General features: G+C 71.2%; 18 protein-coding genes. 10 read left to right on the top strand and 8 right to left on the bottom strand.

All coding sequences use genetic code 11. From position 1 onward, the window contains the following. The first annotated feature begins 24 nt into the window (after positions 1–24). The 4 genes from AB0N81_RS17110 to AB0N81_RS17095 all read left to right on the top strand — a co-directional run bounded on the left by AB0N81_RS17110 (position 25) and on the right by AB0N81_RS17095 (position 4,294). A complete protein-coding gene (locus AB0N81_RS17110; RefSeq protein WP_365358992.1) occupies positions 25–906 on the top strand; it encodes a zf-HC2 domain-containing protein in 882 nt (293 codons plus the stop codon). A gap of 150 nt (positions 907–1,056) precedes the next feature. Then, the gene (locus AB0N81_RS17105; RefSeq protein WP_365358896.1) at positions 1,057–2,841 is read left to right on the top strand and encodes a trypsin-like peptidase domain-containing protein; all 1,785 of its coding nucleotides are present in this window, start codon (positions 1,057–1,059) and stop codon (positions 2,839–2,841) included. A 190-nt stretch (positions 2,842–3,031) separates the two neighbouring features. Beyond that, complete coding sequence (locus AB0N81_RS17100; RefSeq protein WP_365358894.1) at positions 3,032–3,505, top strand: sec-independent translocase; 474 nt, start codon at positions 3,032–3,034, stop codon at positions 3,503–3,505. A 120-nt stretch (positions 3,506–3,625) separates the two neighbouring features. Beyond that, positions 3,626–4,294, top strand: a complete 669-nt coding sequence (locus AB0N81_RS17095) for a hypothetical protein (protein WP_365358892.1) — start codon at positions 3,626–3,628, stop codon at positions 4,292–4,294. Positions 4,295–4,610: 316 nt separating this feature from the next. Here the strand turns inward: AB0N81_RS17095 and AB0N81_RS17090 are convergent, their stop codons facing one another. From AB0N81_RS17090 to AB0N81_RS17080, 3 genes are read right to left on the bottom strand one after another with little or no spacing between them, the layout of a single operon-like run. After that, a complete protein-coding gene (locus AB0N81_RS17090) occupies positions 4,611–5,744 on the bottom strand; it encodes an Mrp/NBP35 family ATP-binding protein (protein ID WP_365358890.1) in 1,134 nt (377 codons plus the stop codon). A 44-nt stretch (positions 5,745–5,788) separates the two neighbouring features. Next, positions 5,789–6,346, bottom strand: coding sequence for a DUF1003 domain-containing protein (locus tag AB0N81_RS17085; RefSeq protein ID WP_365358888.1), 558 nt, complete (start codon positions 6,344–6,346; stop codon positions 5,789–5,791). After that, entirely contained in the window at positions 6,336–7,610 is a 1,275-nt protein-coding gene (locus AB0N81_RS17080) for a CBS domain-containing protein (protein WP_365358885.1), read from the bottom strand. Before AB0N81_RS17080 ends, AB0N81_RS17085 begins: the two co-directional genes overlap by 11 nt. Positions 7,611–7,803: 193 nt before the next feature. Here AB0N81_RS17080 and AB0N81_RS17075 point away from each other — a divergent pair, with 193 nt between their 5' ends. Beyond that, on the top strand, positions 7,804–8,577 hold the full coding sequence (locus tag AB0N81_RS17075) for a hypothetical protein (RefSeq protein WP_365358883.1): 774 nt from the start codon (positions 7,804–7,806) through the stop codon (positions 8,575–8,577). A gap of 92 nt (positions 8,578–8,669) precedes the next feature. On the opposite strand, the gene AB0N81_RS17070 is transcribed toward AB0N81_RS17075, so the two are convergent. Further along, a complete protein-coding gene (locus AB0N81_RS17070; protein WP_365358881.1) occupies positions 8,670–9,182 on the bottom strand; it encodes a hypothetical protein in 513 nt (170 codons plus the stop codon). Between the two features lie 42 nt (positions 9,183–9,224). Next, positions 9,225–10,361, bottom strand: a complete 1,137-nt coding sequence (locus AB0N81_RS17065) for a magnesium and cobalt transport protein CorA (RefSeq protein ID WP_365358879.1) — start codon at positions 10,359–10,361, stop codon at positions 9,225–9,227. Between the two features lie 499 nt (positions 10,362–10,860). On the opposite strand from AB0N81_RS17065, the gene AB0N81_RS17060 reads away from it, so the two are divergent. Beyond that, a complete protein-coding gene (locus AB0N81_RS17060) occupies positions 10,861–11,454 on the top strand; it encodes a suppressor of fused domain protein (protein ID WP_365358877.1) in 594 nt (197 codons plus the stop codon). An 18-nt stretch (positions 11,455–11,472) separates the two neighbouring features. On the opposite strand, the gene AB0N81_RS17055 is transcribed toward AB0N81_RS17060, so the two are convergent. After that, the gene (locus tag AB0N81_RS17055) at positions 11,473–12,726 is read right to left on the bottom strand and encodes an MFS transporter (protein ID WP_365358875.1); all 1,254 of its coding nucleotides are present in this window, start codon (positions 12,724–12,726) and stop codon (positions 11,473–11,475) included. A 163-nt stretch (positions 12,727–12,889) separates the two neighbouring features. Between AB0N81_RS17055 and AB0N81_RS17050 the strand changes: the two genes are divergently transcribed. From AB0N81_RS17050 to AB0N81_RS17040, 3 genes are all read left to right on the top strand, one after another. Then, positions 12,890–13,531: a DUF6758 family protein gene (locus AB0N81_RS17050; RefSeq protein ID WP_365358873.1), complete on the top strand. Its 642-nt coding sequence runs from the start codon at positions 12,890–12,892 to the stop codon at positions 13,529–13,531. A 208-nt stretch (positions 13,532–13,739) separates the two neighbouring features. Further along, complete coding sequence (locus AB0N81_RS17045; RefSeq protein ID WP_365358871.1) at positions 13,740–14,615, top strand: PHP domain-containing protein; 876 nt, start codon at positions 13,740–13,742, stop codon at positions 14,613–14,615. A 154-nt stretch (positions 14,616–14,769) separates the two neighbouring features. Continuing rightward, complete coding sequence (locus tag AB0N81_RS17040) at positions 14,770–15,375, top strand: MarC family protein (RefSeq protein ID WP_365358869.1); 606 nt, start codon at positions 14,770–14,772, stop codon at positions 15,373–15,375. A gap of 64 nt (positions 15,376–15,439) precedes the next feature. Here the strand turns inward: AB0N81_RS17040 and AB0N81_RS17035 are convergent, their stop codons facing one another. After that, complete coding sequence (locus AB0N81_RS17035; protein ID WP_365358867.1) at positions 15,440–15,592, bottom strand: hypothetical protein; 153 nt, start codon at positions 15,590–15,592, stop codon at positions 15,440–15,442. A gap of 192 nt (positions 15,593–15,784) precedes the next feature. Here AB0N81_RS17035 and AB0N81_RS17030 point away from each other — a divergent pair, with 192 nt between their 5' ends. Continuing rightward, entirely contained in the window at positions 15,785–16,783 is a 999-nt protein-coding gene (locus AB0N81_RS17030) for an NYN domain-containing protein (RefSeq protein WP_365358865.1), read from the top strand. Between the two features lie 66 nt (positions 16,784–16,849). Here AB0N81_RS17030 and AB0N81_RS17025 read toward each other — a convergent pair whose 3' ends face one another. Then, the gene (locus AB0N81_RS17025; protein WP_365358863.1) at positions 16,850–17,815 is read right to left on the bottom strand and encodes an alpha/beta hydrolase; all 966 of its coding nucleotides are present in this window, start codon (positions 17,813–17,815) and stop codon (positions 16,850–16,852) included. Between the last annotated feature and the right edge of the window lie 843 nt (positions 17,816–18,658).

Genomic DNA, 18,658 nt, shown 5'->3' with positions numbered 1-18,658 from the left:
CTCGCCGCCCTTGTGGACGGCGAGTTGGGCCATGACGCGCGCGAGCGCGTCCTCGCACATCTGGCGACCTGTCCGATGTGCAAGACCGAGGCCGACGCGCAGCGTCGCCTGAAGAACGTCTTCGCGCAGACAGCCCCGCCGCCACCCACCGAGAGTTTCCTCGCCCGCCTCCAAGGTCTTCCAGGAGGCGGTTCCGGACCGTCCGGAAGACCCGGCGCCGACGACGGATTCGCCACCGGAGCCACTGATTCCGCCGGGCTGCCGCGGAACGGGATCTTCGGCGTGAGCACCGACCCCTTCGTGGAGTACGCGCCGACGGGCGCCCACGCCGCCGTGCTGCCCAGCGAGCAGCGGGGCTTCCGCATCCACGACGTCACGCGGCACGAGCCGGACCGTCAGACCTGGCGCGGGCGCCGCTTCGCGTTCGCGGCGGCGGGCGCGGTGTCGCTGGCCGCCATCGCGCTCGGTGGCGTCACGGTGGGCGTCCCCGCCGATTCGAGCGACCCCCGCGCGAGCGGCTCCGGAAGCAACGTCACCCCGCAGCGCACCCAGGGGTCCGGCACGGCCGCGACCCCCGACTCCGTGCGCCGCCGGGGGAGCGGCAATCCGCTGTCGGTGCAGGGACAGCGCCCCGGTGCCCTGTCGGCGCCGGTCGCGCCGACCGAGGTGACGGGGCCGCTGCTGCCCGGCGCCCCCACGCATCCACTGCGCTCCCGCGATTCTGTGTACGAGCTGACGGCCCCGATGCTGGCGGGCGCCGCCACCATCTCCCCGCTGATACGCCCGGTGCAGCCAGGCCGCCCCCTGGCGGAGAACCGCCTGGTGCCGGGAGACGCGGATCCGGTGCGGACAGCCGCGGCACCTCCGGGCGCCGGACCGTTGCAGGGCACGTCACAGATGCGCTGAGGTGCGCTGAGGTGCGCTGACAGGACGGTGCCCTGCGCTTTCGAGGGGGAACCTGGTTGAATCCTCGGTGGGCCGTGCCCGCCGGGGATTCGGCGAGCGCGGGGTTGAGCATGCAAACGGCGTCCGCCGCGGGCCAGTTGTGGGGAGAACATGGACGAGGGGAAGCCCACGAAGGCGAATTGGTGGAGCCGCCCCCGGCCCAAAGCGCCGGGCACCACGGACCAGCCGCCCCACTCTCCGGAGCAGGCCCCTCCGGCCCCGCAGGACGCGGCGCCGGACGCCTCACCACCGCCGTCACGGCCCGCTGAGGCCCCCGTCGCCCCTGCCCCGCAGGGTGCCGCGCAAAGTGGGTTCATACCGGGCGCCGATGCCCCGCACGGGACGTCGCCCGAGGGCGGCCCCGCCCAGGGCGCCGAGCCCCGGGAGCGGCCCCGCCCCCTGCACGACCCGGACCCGTACAGCACCCCGCCCTACGGCGAGCCAGGACCATGGGCCCCCGCGCCCCCGGTGCAGCACCCCGCGGCGACCCCGGCCCACGGCACCCCGCTCTCCGCGGCCCCGCACGAGGGAACCCCGGCCCACGGCACCCCGGCCCACGGCGTGCCCACCCCTGGTGCCCCGAACCCGGCCCCGCACGGAACCCCCGGCCCCGTCCCGCCCCCGGCGCCGTACGCCGGTGGCCCCCACGTCCAGGCACAGACACAGGCACAGACACAGGCGCAGGCACACGGCGCACAGGGCGCGCCCCGGCAGGTCTACGACCCCTGGAACGTGCCGTTGCAGCAGATCGGGTCGCTGCCTCCGGAGACCAGGGAGAAGCGGGAGAAGCGAGGGCGGCGGGTGCTCGTCATCGGGGTCGCGCTCATCGCCCTCGTGTCCGGGCTCATCGGCGGTGCGACCGGGTCGTACCTGGAGCGCAACGGCACGGGCGATGTCGAACTCCGGCAGCCGGCGGCCGACGAGTCCACGGACCGCCCCAAGGGCAGCGTCGCGGGCATCGCGTCGGCCGCCCTGCCCGGCGTCGTGACCCTGCACGTCAGCGGCGACTCCGCACAGGGCACCGGCACCGGTTTCGTCCTCGACGGCAAGGGCCACATCCTCACCAACAACCACGTCGTCGAGCCCGCGGGCACCGGCGGCGAGGTGTCGGTGACGTTCAGCGGCGGCGAGACCGCCAAGGCCGAGGTCATCGGCCGCGACTCCGGCTACGACCTCGCGGTGGTCAAGGTGTCCGGCGTCCGCGGCCTGAAGCCCCTGACCCTCGGCAACTCGGAGAACGTGCAGGTCGGCGACCCCGTCGTGGCCATCGGCGCCCCCTTCGACCTGGAGAACACCGTCACCTCGGGGATCATCAGCGCCAAGGAGCGGCCCATCACCGCGGGCGGCGAGAAGGGCGACGGCAGCGACATCTCGTACGTGGACGCCCTGCAGACCGACGCGCCCATCAACCCCGGCAACTCCGGCGGACCCCTCGTCGACTCCAGGGCCCGCGTCATCGGCATCAACAGCGCCATACGCTCCGCGGACGACGGCTCGGACCGGGACGGCGGCCAGGCGGGCTCCATCGGCCTCGGTTTCGCCATCCCCATCAACCAGGGCAAGCGCGTCGCCGAAGAGCTGATCAACTTCGGCAAGGCGACGCATCCCGTGATCGGTGTCACGCTCGACACCGAGTTCACCGGCGACGGCGCCCGCATCGCGGACAAGGGCAGGGACGGTGGCCCCTCCGTCAACGAGAACGGGCCGGGTGACAGGGCCGGCCTCGAACCGGGGGACATCATCACGGAGGTCGACGGCCGTGCCGTGCACTCCAGCGACGAACTGATCGTCAAGGTCCGCGCGCACCGCCCGAAGGACCGCCTGAAGCTGACGGTCGAGCGCGACGGCAACGACCGCGACGTCACACTGGTGCTTGGTTCGGCCGGAGGGAGCTGAGCGAGGGGTCTGAGCGAGGGGTCTGAGTAGAGGGGCGTGAGTAAAGGACTGGCCACGTCTACTCCGCGTTGTCGTGCAGCGGCTACCGGACAGACATCAGCGCCGGGTACCGTGGTCACGGTCCAGACCTCGGACGACGACCTGTTGCCGACGACCTGCTGCGGGCTGAGGACATCGCAAGGAGCTCTAGGTGTTCAATGACATTGGCGCACTCGAGATAGTGGCGCTGGTCGTCCTCGCCGTGCTCATCTTCGGTCCGGACAAACTGCCGAAGGTCATCCAGGACATCTCCCGCACGATCCGCAAGATCCGCGAGTTCTCCGACAGCGCGAAGGCGGACATACGCGAGGAGCTCGGCCCGGAGTTCAAGGACTTCGAGTTCGACGACCTGAACCCGAAGAAGTTCATCCGCAAGCAGCTCGACAACGACGAGCTCGGGCTCAAGGAGATCCGCAACGGGTTCGACCTGAAGAAGGAGATGAACGAGGTCGCGGACGCCGTGCACGGCCGCGACAGCGACTCCTCCGAAGGCGGCTCGGACGCCCCGGCGGCCTCGTCGGCGGCCTCGGGCGGAGGTGCCCGCGTGGACATGCAGAAGAAGCCCGCGGAGGCCGGGAAGACCGACTCCGGCGACCGTCCGCCGTTCGACGCGGACGCCACCTGAGGCCTCACCTGAACTGCCGTCGCCAACCGGTGTGGCTATCCTGCCTTGTTGTCCGGGGTGAGGACGCCCGAGGGGGGCGGGCCGCTCCGGACACACGAGAGCGAGGAGGCGGCCGGGTACATGGAGACGACAAGTCGCGTAGGCGCACAGGTGCCGACCGCGGACGGCACCGCACAAGCGGTGCCCTCCGCCCGGCGCACGGTCGACGGCTACCTGCTGGCGCCCTTCCCCTGGTACGGCCTCGACGAGGCGTACACGGGGCATCGCTGGCTGATGCCGGTCGGCGCGTCGGCGGACGGCGCCGTGGAGCACGGTTCGATCGGACACGGTGACGAGCCGTCGGTCCGCGCCGAGGGCACCCTCGGCAACAGCGACAAGGAGCGCTTCGCGGTCGTGGTGACCGTCGCGGCCAACCCGGTGCGGCGCAGCGCGGACGGCACGGGCGTCCTTGAGGCCACCTCGGTCTCCTCGGCGGCCTGGCTCGCCGGGGTCGGCCTGCTGTCACTCACCTGGCCCGGCCAGATGGACCACACGCTGCGCGACGACTGGCTCGACCAGCAGACGGAGACGGCCTGGTTCCTCGCCGACGACCTGGAGGGCTCCGACTGGTCGTCGCTGTCGCTTCCGGTGGACGGGGCGCCGACCCCGTTCCACTACCGCGAGTCCGAGTACGGCTGGGTCCTCGCGGGCTCCACGAAGGAGGGCGTCCACCTGGGTGCGTACGGGCGCGGTATGAGCGCGTATGGGTTGGGGTTCTCGGTCATCACGGACATCAGCGCGTACGCCTAGGCGGCGGGCGGAGCGGAGAGGGGGCGCCGTCGGGTGACGGTGACCCCTCTCCGTGGGTGCGGTCTGGGCGGCCTGTGCGGTCGGGTGCGGGTCCGCTGTGGTTGCTCGCGCCGTTCCCCGCGCCCCTGAAAGATTGCGCCGTTCCCCGCGCCCCTGAAAAGGCTGCGCCGTTCCCCGCGCCCCTGAAAAGATTGCGCAGTTCCCCGCGCCCCTGGAAGATTGCGCCGTTTCCCGCGGCCCCAAAAAAACTGCGTCGTTCCCCGCGTCCCCAAAAAAGACTGCGTCGTTCTCCGCCTCCCTTGTGGGGTGGGGCGGCTTAGAACTTGTTGCGGGGGGTGATGCCCAGGGTCATGCCTGCCAGGCCGCGCTGGCGGCCGCCCAGTTTGCCGGCGATGGTGCGCAGGGCCGAACCCGCGGGGGACTCGGGGTCGGTCAGGACGACCGGCTTGCCGTCGTCGCCGCCCTCGCGCAGGCGGACGTCGATCGGGATGGAGCCGAGGACCGGCACCGTCGCGCCGGTCGTCTTGGTGAGGCCTTCCGCGACCTTCTGGCCGCCGCCCGTGCCGAACACGTCGACCATCTCGCCGCAGTGCGGGCAGGGGAGACCCGACATGTTCTCGACGACGCCGACGATCTTCTGGTGGGTCTGCACGGCGATGGAGCCGGCGCGCTCGGCGACTTCGGCCGCCGCCTGCTGAGGCGTCGTCACGACCAGGATCTCGGCGTTCGGGACGAGCTGCGCGACCGAGATCGCGATGTCGCCCGTGCCCGGCGGCAGGTCGAGGAGCAGGACGTCCAGGTCGCCCCAGAAGACGTCCGCGAGGAACTGCTGGAGCGCGCGGTGCAGCATCGGGCCGCGCCACACGACCGGCGCGTTGCCCGGGGTGAACATGCCGATGGAGATGACCTTCACGCCGTGCGCCGAAGGCGGCATGATCATGTTCTCGACCTGGGTGGGCTTGCCGTCGACGCCCAGCATGCGCGGCACCGAGTGGCCGTAGATGTCGGCGTCCACGACACCGACCTTCAGGCCGTCCGCGGCCATCGCGGCCGCGAGGTTCACCGTCACCGAGGACTTGCCGACGCCGCCCTTGCCGGACGCGACCGCGTACACACGGGTCAGCGAGCCGGGCTTGGCGAAGGGCACCTCGCGCTCGGCGGTGCCGCCGCGCAGCGCGGACGCCAGCTCCTTGCGCTGCTCGTCACTCATCACGTCCAGGGTCACGTCGACGCGCGTGACGCCCTCGACGGCGGCGACCGCGTCGGTCACGTTCTTGGTGATGGTCTCGCGCATCGGGCAACCGGAGACCGTCAGGTACACGGTGACCGCTACTGCCCCCTCGGCGGAGATGTCCACCGATTTGACCATCCCCAACTCGGTGATGGGTCGCTGGATCTCGGGGTCGTTCACCGTCGCCAGTGCTTCACGCACCGCGTCTTCCGTAGCCATACGACCGATAGTACGGCGCGGTAACCCCGGCCGGGAAAGGCCTGTCAGCGGTCGCCTACATCACTCCCGCGCGAACCGTCCCGCGGGAATACCGGACGGGACTCCTCCAGCTCCTTGACCAGGTCCTGGAGCTCGGAGCGGATCCAGTCACGGGTCGCCACCTCGCCGAGGCCCATGCGCAGCGAGGCGATCTCGCGGGTGAGGTACTCGGTGTCCGCGATGGACCGCTCGTTCTGCTTGCGGTCCTGCTCCAGGTTGACGCGGTCCCGGTCGTCCTGGCGGTTCTGCGCGAGGAGGATCAGCGGGGCGGCGTACGACGCCTGCAGCGACAGCATCAGCGTGAGGAAGATGAACGGGTACTGGTCGAAGCGCAGGTGGTCGGGGGCCGCGATGTTCCACACCACCCACAGGATGATGACGACCGTCATCCAGACGATGAACCTGCCGGTGCCCAGGAACCGCGCGATCCGCTCCGAGAGCCGTCCGAAGGCCTCCGGGTCGTAGTCGGGCAGGAGCTTGGGGCGCGGGGTCCTCGGCTGGTCGAGTCGGAATCGTGGGTTCCGCGGCTCGGGGCGGTTCTCGCGCTCGCGGTCAGCCGCCATGGTCCGTCCCCTCCTCCAGATGGAACTCCGTCTCGCGCCAGTCGTCGGGCAGCATGTGGTCGAGTACGTCGTCGACGGTGATCGCCCCGAGGAGCGAACCGCCCTCGTCGACGACGGGCGCCGCCACCATGTCGTACGTCGCGAAGTACCCGGCGACGGCGGGCAGCGTCGTGCCCGGCGCGAGCGGCAGCAGATCGTCGTCGAGGATCGAGCCGACCAGCGTGTACGGCGGATCGCGCAGCAGCCGCTGGAAGTGCACCGTGCCCAGGTACTTGCCGGTCGGCGTCTCGTCCGGCGGGCGGCACACGTACACCTGCGCGGCGAGCGCGGGGGACAGGTCCTGCTGGCGCACCCGCGCGAGGGCGTCGGCGACCGTCGCGTCGGGCCGCAGCACGATCGGCTCGGTCGTCATCATGCCGCCGGCCGTGCGCTCCTCGTACGCCATCAGACGCCGCACGTCGGCCGCGTCGCCCGGCTGCATCAGGGTGAGCAGCCGTTCCTTGTCGTCCTCGGGCAGCTCGGCGAGGAGGTCGGCGGCGTCGTCGGGGTCCATGGCCTCAAGGACGTCGGCCGCGCGTTCCTCCTTGAGCTTGCCGAGGATCTCGATCTGGTCGTCCTCGGGCAGCTCCTCGAGGACGTCGGCGAGCCGGTCGTCGTCGAGGGCGGCGGCCACCTCGGCCCGCCGCTTGGGGGTGAGGTGGTGCAGGACGTTGGCGAGGTCGGCGGGGCGCAGCTGTTCGAAGGTGGCGAGGAGGTTCTCGGCACCCTGGCCGTGCTCCTCCACGGAGAAGCCGTCGACGGCGGACCATTCGACGGTGAGGGTCTCCCCCTTACGGCGGAACGTTCCGCCTTTTCCCTTGCGCGCGAAGACCCGGTCGATCTCCCAGTCGCGGCGGGCGGGGAGCTGCTGGACGGACACGTCGAGGACGGTGACCTCCTCGCCTGTCTCGATGAGCCGCACCCGCCGGTCCAGCATCTCGCCGAGGACGAGCCGCTCGGTGGGCCGCTGCTCGAAGCGCCGCACGTTCAGTACGCCGGTGGTGATGACCTGGCCCGACTCGATGCCGGTGACGCGGGTCATGGGCAGGAAGATGCGGCGCCGGGTGGCGAGCTCGACGACGAGGCCGAGCAGCCGCGGCGGCCGCTTGGCCACCCTGAGCATCGCCACCAGGTCGCGCACCCGGCCCACCTGGTCGCCGTTCGGGTCGAAGACCGGGGTGCCGGAGAGGTGCGACACGAAGACCCGGGGGGCGCCTGCCGCCATGGGTGCGCCTCCTTCTGGTCGGTGGTTTCATGCTGGTTTGCCCGTCAATACGGGCTTCAGGCTAGCCCGTCCCGGTCGGATACGCCCCGGCGGAGGGTCCGGAAGGACTGCCGCCGATCGGCTCGGCCGGCACGGGTACGCTGCCGTACTCCCGAAACCGTAGAGGTCGTCCGCACGAGAGGCAGCGCCACCTGTGACCGCACTTCCCCTGGCCAGCCGCGCCCGCAGGGCAGCGTTCGTGAGCGCGATGTGCGCGGGCCTGGTCGCGGCGGCCACGAGTCTGTCGGGCTGCAGCAGCGGCGAGGACCCGGACGCGGGCACGAACGGTGTCGGCAAGCTGTCCGCGCCGAAGATCCAGGGCAAGGCGAGCAAGGCCGCCGAGGCGGCGTCGGCGGTGCGGCTCTCCGGCACGCTGGTGGTCAAGAACCACACGTACACCCTCGACATGCGCCTCAAGGGTGAGGGCGGCACCGGTACGGTCACCTCCAAGGGCCAGACGTTCCAGCTGCTGCGGGTCGGCGAGGCGCTGTACCTGAAGGCCGGCTCGGAGTTCTGGACGCACGAGAGCGGCAAGGGCGACGGGACGTCCGGGCAGGCCGACGAGACGGCCGCGGCGAAGCTGGACGGCAAGTACGTGAAGGTCCCCGAGGGTGACCCCGCCTACCAGCAGCTGAGCGGCTTCACGGACAAGGACAAGCTCCTGGGCGGCATGCTCACGCTGCACGGCGGCCTCGCCAAGGGCGACCGCGGCACGACGGGCCGGCTCCGCAGCATCAAGATCACCGGCGACGAGGGCGCGGGCGGCACGCTCTCCGTCTCCCTGGAGGGCAAGCCCTACCCCCTGCGCCTGGAGCGCGGCGGCCACGCGGGCACCGTCAAACTCACCGACTGGAACAGGGACTTCCCGCTCAAGGAGCCGGCCAAGGACGAGATGGTCGACTACGGAAAGCAGCTCCCGACGTCGTAAGGGCGCCCCCGAAGGGGCGCGAGCCCCTGTCAGGGGCGCGGGGAACTGCGCGAGCAACCACGACGCACCCGCAGAGCAGAGCGCCGCAGACCTCAACGGCGCTTGCGCTTGAAGAGCATCCGCGGCAGCCCGCCGGGCAACGGCTCACGCGTGGTCGCCCCTGTGGGGAGGGGCGGGGCCGCCAGCGACCCCGAGGGCAGCTCCGTCACCGCCTCACGCGGAGTGAGCCGTACGACCCGACACTGCTCGGCCCACCGCACGGTGACCCGCTCGGCGTCCGGCGCGTTCAACCGCTTGCCCTTCAGCTCGGCGACGGCGGCCTCCCACTCCTGGGAGCCGGGCGAGAGCTCACTGACCGTCGCCGTCCAGGCGACGACCCGGCCGCCCTTGTCCTTGCTGCGCACGGTCACCTCGGCGAGCCCGCCGTCGACGAGCCCGGGCAGGGGCTGCTCGCCGGGCCCGTCGCCGACGAGGTGCACGGCACCCTCGTACCAGACATGCCAGAGCGCCCGGTCGGGCGAGCCTTCGCCCCGGACCCAGATGAGGCCGGACTTCTTGGTGGCCTCCTCGACGAGCGCGCGGTCGAGCAGCGGGTCAGCAGTCATGGCGGCAGCCTACCGAGTGCCGGTCGTGGCCGGCCGGGGCCGTCACAGCCAGCCGTTGCGCTTCAGGGTGCGGTGGATGGCGAAGCAGACGCCGCCGATGAAGGCGAGCACCATCGGGTAGCCGTAGCGCCACTCCAGCTCGGGCATGTGGTCGAAGTTCATGCCGTAGACCCCGCAGACGGCCGTCGGCACGGCGATGATCGCCGCCCACGAGGTGATCTTGCGCATGTCCTCGTTCTGCGCGACGGCGGCCTGTGCGAGGTTGGCCTGCAGAATCGAGTTGAGCAGTTCGTCGAAGCCGATGACCTGTTCCTGGACGCGCGTGAGGTGGTCGGCGACGTCCCGGAAGTACTTCTGGATGTCGGGGTCGACGAGCCGCATCGGCCGCTCGCTGAGCAGCAGCATCGGCCGAAGGAGCGGCGACACTGCGCGCTTGAACTCCAGGACCTCGCGCTTGAGCTGGTAGATCCGCCCGGCGTCGACGCCGCGTGAGCTGCCCTTGCCCTTGCTGGGTGCGGAGAACACCTCGCTCTCCACGTCGTCGATGTCGTCCTGCATGGCGTCGGCGACCGCGATGTAGCCGTCGACGACGTGGTCGGCGATGGTGTGCAGCACGGCGGAGGGGCCCTTGGCGAGCAGCTCCGGGTCCTCCTGGAGGCGGCGCCGCAGGGCGCGCAGCGAGCCGTGGCCGCCGTGCCGGACGGTGATGAAGAAGTCCCGTCCGGTGAAGCACATCACCTCGCCGGTCTCCACGACCTCGCTGGTGGCGGTGAGTTCGGCGTGCTCCACGTAGTGGATGGTCTTGAAGACGGTGAACAGCGTGTCGTCGTACCGCTCCAGCTTGGGCCGCTGGTGGGCGTGGACGGCGTCCTCGACCGCGAGGGGGTGCAGCCCGAACTCGGCGGCGATACCGGCGAATTCGGCCTCGGTCGGCTCGTGCAGGCCGATCCAGGCGAAGCCGCCCTGGCGGCGCACCTCCAGCATCGCCTCGTGCGGGGTGAGGGCGTCGGCGCACTCCAGGCGCCGGCCGTCGCGGTAGACGGCGCAGTCGACGACGGCCGAGGCGGCGTCGCGGGTGGCGTCGTAGGTGTCGTACGAGGCGGGGGAGGAGGGGAAGGCGGTGCCGTCCTTGCGCAGCGAGGGACGGACGGCGGCACGAAGGTCGCGGATCATCGACATGGGCAGGCTCCTTCGAAGGAGGCCGCCTGCGACGGTTGGAACTGCCCGGAATGGGGACGTCCTACTGCGGAATGTTTGGCACGTCCACAAAGCGGGGAGCACCGCACCGTCGCGGTGGCAGCTTCGCTACTGACACAGATCAGGAAACTCAGACAGATCAGGTGGGAACGAAGTGCTCTTCCGTCGCACACGGCACGAACAGTGCTCGCGGTGCGTGCGTGTGCTTGCGCAGCTATGGAGCTGCGTGATTCACCGGGCGGAAGAGCGGGTGGTACTGCACGGTCGACTTCGTTCCATTGCAGCCCCACCTCCTCCGGCCGGTCCCCCGTAAGGGAAGTCCCATGCGCCCTTCACACCTGTGGCGCAAAGTCAGTGTCTGTCTGCAGGGCTTGAAAGCGACGCTTCTGCGTGCTGCCCTGAGCCAGCGGCCAACACTATCAGCCGACTGAAGTGTCAAGCCCCCGCTTTGCCGTTCCCTGACGAGTTCTATGCTCGCGTCATGGCTGATGTTCTTGCGCTGGTCGAGGCCCGTCTCCGTACCGGCCTGGGGGAACCGGACGCGCGCGCCGCGGTGACCTTCCTCGGGACCGACCGCGTCGAAGTGCTGCGGTTCACGGACGGCGGCGACAGCGACCTCGTGCGCTACGCGACGCTCGGCATGTCCGCCCAGCCGATGGCCGATCCCACCGCCGTGCTCGCCGATCCGGTCAAGGGGCCGCGCGCCGAGCTGGTGCTTTCGGTACGAGGAGGGCTCGCCGACACCGACAAGGTGCTGCGGCCGCTCGCCGTCCTCGCCGCCTCACCCCAGGTCGAGGGTTTGATCGTGGCGCCCGGCGCGTCGCTGGACGTCGGCGAACCGCTGTGGCCCGGCGCCCCGTTCACCTCGGTGCTCGTCGCGGAGTCCGGCGGCCTCGTCGAGGACCTGGACCTCGACGCCCCCATGGAGCCCGTACGGTTCCTGCCGCTGCTGCCCATGACGCCGAACGAGGCGGCGTGGAAGCGGGTGCACGGCGCGGCGGCCCTCCAGGAGCGCTGGCTGAACAGCGGAACGGACCTGCGCGATCCGCTGCGCAAGTCCGTGTCCCTGGACTGAAGTCCGCCTGTTCGAGCCTCAGTTGGCGAAGACCGTCACACTGTCCTCCGTCGCGTGCCGCGGCTCAAGCTCCTCGGCCTCGTGCGTGAGCGCGTTCCGGCGTACGTAGACCACGACCGCGCCGAGCACCGCTGTGACGGTCGCGACGACGAACGGGATGTGGATGTTGCTCCACTCCTCGATCTTCGGCGCGAAGAACGGCGCGGCGGCGGCCGCGAACCACCGGACGAAGTTGTAGCCGGCGCTGGCCACCGGCCGCGGGGCGTCGGAGACCCCGAGAGCGAGCTCGGTGTAGACGGTGTTGTTCACGCCGATGAAGGCGCCGGACAGGATCGTGCAGACGACGGCCGTGGTGTGGTCGCCGTAGCCGAGCACCAGCACGTCGGCGGCGAGCAGGACCAGTGAGGCGCCGAGGACCTTCAGCGAGCCGAACCGCGCCTGCAGCCGTGGCGCGACGAGCACCGAGAACACCGCGAGCAGCACGCCCCAGGCGAAGAACACCGCGCCGGACTTGTACGGGGACATGTTGAGCACGAACGGCGTGAACGCCAGCACGGTGAAGAACGTGTAGTTGTAGAAGAAGGCGGAGGCGGCCGCGGAGGCGAGCCCGCCGTGACCGAGCGCCTTGAGCGGGTCGAGCAGGGACGTCTTCCTCGCGGGCTTCGGCTGTTCCTTGAGGAACGCGGTGATGCAGAGGAAGCCGATCGCCATCAGGGCGGCGGTGCCGAAGAACGGGTAGCGCCAGCTGGCGTCGCCGAGCAGCGCGCCGACGAGGGGTCCGCACGCCATGCCGAGGCCGAGCGCCGACTCGTACAGCAGGATCGCGGCCGCGCTGCCTCCGGCCGCGGCGCCGACGATGACGGCGAGGGCGGTCGAGACGAAGAGCGCGTTGCCGAGTCCCCAGCCCGCCCGGAACCCGACGAGCTCGCCGACCGAGCCCGACGTGCCGGAGAGGGCCGCGAAGACCACCACGAGCGCGAGGCCGAGCAGCAGGGTCTTCTTGCCGCCGATGCGGCTGGAGACGAAGCCGGTGACCAGCATCGCGACCGCGGTGATCAGGAAGTACGAGGTGAAGAGGAGGGAGACCTGGCTGGCGCTCGCGTCCAGGCCCTTCGCGATGGAGGGCAGGATCGGGTCGACGAGCCCGATGCCCATGAAGGCCACCACCGACGCGCCCGCCGTGGCCCACACGGCCTTCGGCTGCCGCAAGAGGCCGCCGGCCCCCGCGTCGAATGGGTCCCCTTCGGCGGGGCCTCCTGTGCTGCTGTTCATACAGCCGCTCCTTCACTGCTCCCAGAGAGGTCGTTGATGTATACACATATTAAGTTAGGGAGCCTAATTGATGCAAGCTACACTTAATTTTACCTGGTGACAGGGCCACCGGACGGGTGATCGTCCTTGACGGGGCGGCGACCGGGGAGGACCGTTGGTCGCTATGAGGGGCGAACCCAGTTGCCCGAAGTGTGGTGGCCGGGTCAGGGCTCCCGGTCTCTTTGCCGACTCCTGGCAGTGTGATGTGCACGGCACCGTGCATCCGCTGCAGCCCGTGATCCCGCCCAGCGTCGAGGCCCTCCAGGTCGTGGTGCACCGGACGCAGGTTCCGGTGTGGATGCCGTGGCCCCTGCCCGTCGGCTGGCTGTTCACGGGCGTGGCCTGCGCGGGGGACGACAGGAGCGGTGGCCGGGCGACGGCCGTCGCCTGCTCGGGACCCGCGCCGCTCGGTGGCGTCGGCGAGCTGGTGCTCGTCGCCGAGGAGCTCGGCGTGGGCCTCGGCGCGCGGTACGCCGGCATCGACGGCCCCGACCCGGGTCCCCACATGAGCGTCGAGAAGCCGCCGCAGACCAAGGTCCTCGCCGCCGGACGGCCGACACCCATGTGGCACGTCTCCGGTACGCCGGACGACCGTGCCGTCTTCGCGGGGGAGGCGCGCGGCCTGTGGCTGTGGGCCGTCGCGTGGCCGGAGCAGTCGGGGCTGATGATGTACGACGAGCTGGTCCTCACCGACCTGCGGGACGCGGGCGCGGAAGTGGACCTGCTGCCGTGCGGGGCGCTGTCGCCGCGACTGCTCACGCCGTGAGGGGCGCTGTCGCCGGGACTGCTCACGCCGTGAGGGGCGCAGCGGCGGCCCGTGCCGTCGTGCCGTGAGGGACGCCTCTTCCGTGGCGGGCGGATGGAGCGTTCGATTCCCGTTATCCTTGAGCGTCCCCTTCGTCCGTCCCGTCTTCGTCCGTCCCGTCTTCGTCCGCCCGTCTTCGTCCGCCCCGTCAGACCCTGGAGTCCGCGTCGTGCGCATCGATCTGCACACCCACTCCACCGCGTCCGACGGCACGGACACCCCGGCCGAGCTGGTGCGCAACGCCGCCGCCGCCGGGCTCGACGTCGTCGCGCTGACCGACCACGACACGACCCGGGGTCACGCGGAGGCGATCGCCGCCCTGCGCGAGTTGCCGACGGACCTGACCCTCGTCACCGGTGCCGAGCTCTCCTGCCGCCTCGACGGCGTGGGTCTGCACATGCTGGCGTACCTCTTCGATCCCGAGGAGCCGGAGCTCGCCCGCGAGCGCGAGCTGGTGCGCGACGACCGCGTGCCGCGCGCGAAGGCGATGATCGGCAAGCTCCAGGAGCTCGGTGTGCCCGTGACCTGGGAACAGGTCGCGCGCATCGCGGGGGACGGCTCGGTCGGCCGCCCGCACATCGCCGAGGCGCTCGTCGAGCTGGGCGTCGTGCCCACCGTCTCCGACGCCTTCACGCCCCAGTGGCTCGCCGACGGCGGCCGCGCGTACGCCGAGAAGCACGAGCTCGACCCCTTCGACGCCATCCGCCTGGTCAAGGCGGCCGGCGGAGTCACCGTCTTCGCGCACCCCGCCGCCGTCAAGCGCGGCCAGGTCGTGCCCGAGGCCGCGCTGGCCGAGCTCGCCGCGGCGGGCCTCGACGGTGTCGAGGCCGACCACATGGACCACGCGCCCGAGACCCGCGCCCGGCTGCACGGACTCGCGGCGGACCTCGGCCTGCTGGCCACCGGGTCGAGCGACTACCACGGCAGCCGCAAGACCTGCGTGCTCGGTGAGTTCACCACCGACCCCGAGATCTACGGCGAGATCACGCGCCGGGCGACCGGGGCGTTCCCCGTGCCGGGCGCGGGCGGAAGCCCCGCCGCGTAGCTCTCCGAGACGCCCTCACCCCACTGCCTCACTACTTCACCGCGCCGTTCCCTCCGCGGCGGTGGCTGCCGTGCCCTGTGCCGTCCGGCGCCGTCCGGGGGCGGTCTCCCGGTCCCCGCCCCTCCTTCGTACGACTCTCTGCAAGGCCATCACTGTGTTCGACGTCGCCGTTTTCGGATCCCTCTTCCTCACGCTGTTCGTGATCATGGACCCCCCTGGGATCACCCCGATCTTCCTCGGTCTGACCGCGGGCCGCCCCGCCAAGGTGCAGCAGCGGATGGCCTTCCAGGCCGTGTGCGTCGCCTTCGGCGTGATCGCGGTCTTCGGCCTCGTGGGCCACCAGATCCTCGACTACCTGCATGTCTCGGTCCCCGCGCTGATGATCGCGGGCGGCCTCCTGCTGCTGCTCATCGCCCTCGACCTGCTCACCGGCAAGACGGACGAGCCGAAGCAGACCAAGGACGTCAATGTCGCGCTGGTGCCGCTCGGCATGCCGCTGCTCGCCGGGCCAGGCGCGATCGTCTCGGTCATCCTGGCGGTCCAGGACGCCGACAGTGTCGGTACGCAGATCTCCGTCTGGGCGGCGATCGTGGCCATGCACGTGGTGCTGTGGCTGGTGATGCGCTACTCGCTGCTGATCATCCGGGTCATCAAGGACGGCGGTGTGGTGCTCGTGACGCGCCTCGCCGGCATGATGCTGTCCGCGATCGCCGTGCAGCAGATCATCAACGGCGTGACGCAGGTCATTCAGGGCACCTGACACGCCCGTACGCACACGAAGGGCCCCCGTACGGCTTCCGTACGGGGGCCCTGCGACGTCTGCGTTATGAGGCCGAGGTGTCGGCCGGGCGGATGTAGATGCGCTGGCCGATCGCTGCGGCCTGCTGCACGATCCGATTGACGGAGGCGGCGTCCACGACGGTGCTGTCCACGGCGTTGCCGTCGACGTCGTCGAGTCGCATGATTTCGAAGCGCATAGGGCTTCTCCCTTCGTCTGGTCATCCTCCTGCAAGGAGAACTGCTGGGTTGCTGCTGTCTTTCTGTCGGGTACAACGAGTTGCCTGATGCAAACATTCCCTACGCTAAAGAAATTTTTCGAGAACCTAATTACTTGCGAGTAGCGCGAGCAGTTGTGTTCGCAGCGTGACGGACGGGAGACTGGGGACCATATGAACGACGCCGACCCCAGTGCAGCCGACCCCAGTGCAGCCGACCCCAGTGCAGCCGACGCCGGTGCAGCCGAGAGCAGCCCGGCCGACATCAGCACGGCCGACATCAGCACGGCTGACATCAGCGCTCAGCTGGAGCGCACCAACGGCTTGCTCGAACGCGTGCTCGCCGAGGTGGCGAAGACCCCGTCCACGCACGCGATCTTCGTCGACGCCGGATACCTGTACGCCGCCACGGGCCGGCTCGTCACGGGGACCGAGGACCGCCGGGCCTTCGACCTCGACGCGGAGGGCCTCATCGAGGCGCTCATCGACAAGGCCCGCACGATCTTCGCGGACAGCCGGCTGCTGCGTGTCTACTGGTACGACGGGGCCAGGCGCCGCATCCACACGACCGAGCAGCAGTCGATCGCGGAACTGCCCGACGTCAAGGTCAGGCTCGGCAACCTCAACGCCAACAACCAGCAGAAGGGTGTCGACTCCCTGATCCGCAGCGACCTGGAGTCCCTGGCCAGGCACCGCGCCATCAGCGACGCGGCGCTCATCGGCGGCGACGAGGACCTCGTGTCGGCGGTCGAGGCGGCACAGGGGTACGGCGCGCGGGTCCACCTGTGGGGCATCGAGGCACCCGACGGCCGCAACCAGGCGGAGCCGCTGTTGTGGGAGGTCGACAGTCAGCGGACGTTCGACCTCGACTTCTTCAAGCCGTACGTCACGCGGCGCGCCGTCACGACGTACGAGGCGGGCGCCACGGGGCACCGTCCCTCACGGGAGGACGTCCGCTTCGTCGGCGCGCAGATCGCCGCGAAGTGGCTCGGGGCGCGGGGGCGCGAGGCGCTGGTGGGCCTGCTGCCCGGGCATCCCTATCTGCCCGGGTCCGTGGACCAGGACCTCCTGGTGGAGGCGGAACGGCTGCTGCAGTATTCGTTGCGCGGGCAGTCGGACCTGCGCAGGGCGCTGCGGGACGGCTTCTGGGAGCACTTGCAGGCGCAGTACTGAGTCCTAGGCGCCGGGGTCGGGTCCGGGGCCGAGGCCGAGGCCGGGGTCCGTCGCGTCCGATCCGGGTCAGACGTGGGGCCGGTTCCAGAAGTCGATCAGGGCCGCGGCTGTCTCCTCGGGGCGGTCGGTGTTGGGGGAGTGCTCGGCACCGCGGATCACCGTGCGGTGGGCGTGCAGGCGGTGCGCCATGTCGTCCAGGAGCGGGAGGGGCCAGGTGTCGTCGCGCTCGCCGGAGATCACGTGCTTGGGCAGCGGCAGTGCGGCGAGCTCGGCCACGCGGTCCGGTTCCGTGGACAGCTGCCTGCCGGTGGCGATGAGCTGGGCCGGACGGTGCAGCAGCCAGCGAGCACGCAGCGCGTCACGGAGCACGCTGCCGCTCTGGCCACTGCGGTCGTGCCCGCCATCCCGGCCATCCCGGCCACCCCCGCTGTCCCCGCCGTCCCCTCCATCCCCGCCGTCCCCTCCATCCCCCGTCTGGGCGTCCTGCGGAGGCGGCGGCTCCATGGCCTGCATCGCCTGCCACACCTCGTCCATCGACAGCGCCGACAGGGCGTCCGAGAGCATCTTGACGCGGGTCTGCTGCTCGGGCGTGATGGCGGCGGGACCCGAGGACATGAGGGTGAGGGTGGCGAAGGCGCCGGGTTCGAGGAGCAGGGCGGCACGGGCGATCTGCCCCCCGAGGGAGTGCCCCAGGAGGTGGAGGGGCTCCGAGCCCCCCAAGGCCGCCGCCTGGGCCAGGACGTCGCGGGCCAACTCGTCCTGGGCGTACGCCGATGCGTCGTCCGGGCCGGGCGTCTCGTACTGGCCGCGGCCGTCGACGGTCACCGCGCGGTAGCCCGCGTCGGCGAGCGGCTCCAGGAGGGCGATGAAGTCCTCCTTGCTGCCGGTGAAGCCGGGAACCAGGAGGACGGTTCCTCTGCGCCGGACGTCCGCCGCGGGGGCCGCGTCGAGGACGGCGAAGTCCCCACGGGCGGTGCGAAGGGCGTACGCGGTGGCGCACGGGGGCGGTACGAAGGTCGGGGGCCTGCTCATGAGCCGAGGCTAACGGTTCCCCCAAGCGGGCCCCGATCCCCACCCCACCGGGCACGCCCACCTTCGTCCGCCTACCCGCGCCGGGCACGCCCACCTTCGTCCGCCTACCCGCGCCGGGCCGTCCGCCTTCGGCCGCCTGCTCGCGCCGGGCCGTCCGCCTTCGGCCGCCTGCTCGCGCCGGGCCGTCCGCCTGCGGTTGCTTGGCGGTGGCGGGCGGCTCGCGACCCCGTTCGCCGGGCGGGTGCCGAGTTCCGCCGCGTCGGGTGTGCCCGGCTTCGGCCGCTGGCCCACGTTGGCCCGCCCGCGCCCGCCCGCGCCTGGCCGCTTGGCGGTGGCTGGCTGTGCACGGCCCGCTGGTCGAGCGGGTCCCGAGTTCCGCCGCGTCGGGTGTGCCCCGCTTCGTCCGCTGGCCCGCGTTGGCCCGGCCGCGTCCGGTCGCTTGCCGGTGGCCGGCGGCTCACGACCCGTTCGCCGAGCGGGTGCCGAGTGCCGAGTCCCTCCGCGTTGGGTGTGCTCACCTTCGGCCGCTTGCCCGTGTCGGCCCGCCCGCGTCCGGCCACCTCGGCTGCTTGGCGGTGGCTGGCTGTGCACGGCCCGCTGGTCGAGCGGGTCCCGAGTTCCGCCGCGTGGGGTGTGCCCGGCTTTGGCCGCCTTCCCGCGTCGGCCCGCCCGCGTCCGGCTGTTCACGATTTGCTCGTCGAGCGGGTCCCGAGCCCTGCCGTATCGGGTGCGGCTTTGGACGCTTGCCGCTTGCCCGTGTCGGCCCGCCCGCGTCCGGCCACCTCGGCTGCTTGGCGGTGGCTGGCTGTGCACGGCCCGCTGGTCGAGCGGGTCCCGAGTTCC

The sequence above is a fragment of the Streptomyces sp. NPDC093510 genome (assembly GCF_040683555.1).
Classification (GTDB): domain Bacteria; phylum Actinomycetota; class Actinomycetes; order Streptomycetales; family Streptomycetaceae; genus Streptomyces.
This window is presented reverse-complemented; position numbering and strand designations above follow the sequence as displayed.